The sequence below is a fragment of the Limnofasciculus baicalensis BBK-W-15 genome (genome assembly GCF_024178385.1).
GTDB classification, from domain to species: domain Bacteria; phylum Cyanobacteriota; class Cyanobacteriia; order Cyanobacteriales; family Coleofasciculaceae; genus Limnofasciculus; species Limnofasciculus baicalensis.
The window spans coordinates 1-1,906 of record NZ_JAMZMM010000636.1; the positions used below are offsets into that span (position 1 = coordinate 1).

The following is a 1,906-nucleotide window of genomic DNA, read 5'->3' on the forward strand; positions in this document are numbered from 1 at the left end:
GGATAAGGGGGAGGATGGGGAAGTTGATTTTATATAGAAGTTACGCAATGTCACGATCAAACCCGTTTTCTGGACTTAGACTCATGGCTGAAACAACGTATTATCGTGCCTAATCCTGGTTTATGCGCAAGTCCTATTATACCTTCGCCACCTTCCCCTTATCCTTCACTGACCAAAAAATTGTTTGAATCTTTCAGGAAATCCATCAGGTTATCCTGTATCTTCTTGAAGACTGGCAAAAAACTTAAAGGGATGGGCTGGGTGCTAATGATTGGGTAATGAAGACGCATGAAGAAGTGACACACCCACAGCCACTAGCAGGGTACTACCAAAGGTAATCTTAATTCTAGATAAGCCGCAGGGATAGGCGGTAGGAAAGGGAGGAGGAGTATTATGACGGGTTATGCTTTCGCAAATCGACAAAATCGGAATCAACAGTGGCTGCCAATGGCGAGGAGGGCTGCCAAGAATTTAGGCTCAGTTAAACTGGTATCTCGGAAAACTGATAACCATTCGCCAAAAACCTTGCGCGTCTTGGCACAAAACAAAGTTAAACAGGGGGATTACAAGGGCGCGATCGCATTGCTCACTCAGTTGATTAAATATCATCCCATCCACGCGGTTGATTACAATAACCGAGGGTTGATTTATTTCCAAATAGGCGAGGGTGAAAAGGCGATCGCAGATTATAACAGAGCTTTACAACTTAATCCCCAATTAGATAATGCTTATAATAATCGCGCCAATTACTATGTTGCTACTGGACAAATTGGCAAAGCGCTGGCTGACTACGAAAAAGCGATCGATCTGAATCCCGGAAATGTTCGTACTTGGATTAATCAGGCGATCTCATTTCGGGATTTGGGATTATATGATTTAGCTATAGAAAACCTGGATATGGCTTTACTGCTGGGAGGTTTTAACGATCGCGCATTAGGAGAAAGGGGGCGTACCTACCATCTGCGGGGGGATTGGAATTGCGCGATCGCAGACTATCAACGTGCGATCAATTCTCCATCTTCCTCCGGTGCTTCTAGTAGTCTTCGTCGGAAAGTTGAAACCTGGATGAATGAACTCTTTGAGCCATTAACAGCTTGAAAATGGGGAATAGGGAGTGGGGCACAGAATAAGCTGAGTTTTGAGTTGAAAATATTAATTCAAAACTCAAAACTCAAAACTCAAAATTAATTATCATTTCCTCTGTCTGGATCTTGCCAAACTACCTGACGCTGAGTTGGATCTACGCGATAGCTTTGCTCTTGCATTACTCTTTTGGCTTGAGATGGATCGAAAGCATTACCGAAATCATTGCGTAAATTATTAACTCGTGATTGGGTTCGTTTTACTTCCGCTTCGACTTCTCGTAACTTTACTTGCTGTGACAGGTGATAGGGCAAAAGTTGAGATAACCCTGCGATCGCAGCAGCAGAAAGTACGACATTAACTAACAATTTAGCAGCAATCTCACCTGCCATCGCTGGGTAAGAATGCTGCCTCTGTCGCCGCTGTTTCCGAGGAGTAATTCGGTTTTTTTCTGGCGGTTGCCCATTTCCTCTAGAGGGTTGAACTGCGTTCATCTGTCTTCCTCCCTGGAGACTCCCGTTATTGTCACAAGGCTTAATCGGAGAGAAGAAGGAGAGCAGCACATAATCAACATACAAGTCAAATCCTAATGACTTCACTAAAAAGACAAATATAACCTCTTTGCCGATCGAGCATTCCCGATCAGCTAACATCAGCTAGTTTACAGCACGAGCCACCATTATCCGGACAACGGTCGCGGTGAGCCTAAGATGATGGGTGACATCCTCCCGCCACTGACCTGAGTACAGGTACAGTGGTTGCTCTGCCAGAATCACTTCTGAGATTTTCTGGTTGTTCCCTTACGGGATTTCGGCACTTGGCT

General features: G+C 44.6%; 2 protein-coding genes. One reads left to right on the forward strand and one right to left on the reverse strand.

Going from position 1 to position 1,906, the window contains the following annotated elements; all coding sequences use genetic code 11:
- Positions 1 to 393 precede the first annotated feature (393 nt).
- A complete protein-coding gene (locus tag NJ959_RS29010) occupies positions 394 to 1,098 on the forward strand; it encodes a tetratricopeptide repeat protein (protein ID WP_254015228.1) in 705 nt (234 codons plus the stop codon).
- Positions 1,099 to 1,184: 86 nt separating this feature from the next.
- Here the strand turns inward: NJ959_RS29010 and NJ959_RS29015 are convergent, their stop codons facing one another.
- Positions 1,185 to 1,577, reverse strand: coding sequence for a slr1601 family putative cell division protein (locus NJ959_RS29015; protein ID WP_254015229.1), 393 nt, complete (start codon positions 1,575 to 1,577; stop codon positions 1,185 to 1,187).
- Between the last annotated feature and the right edge of the window lie 329 nt (positions 1,578 to 1,906).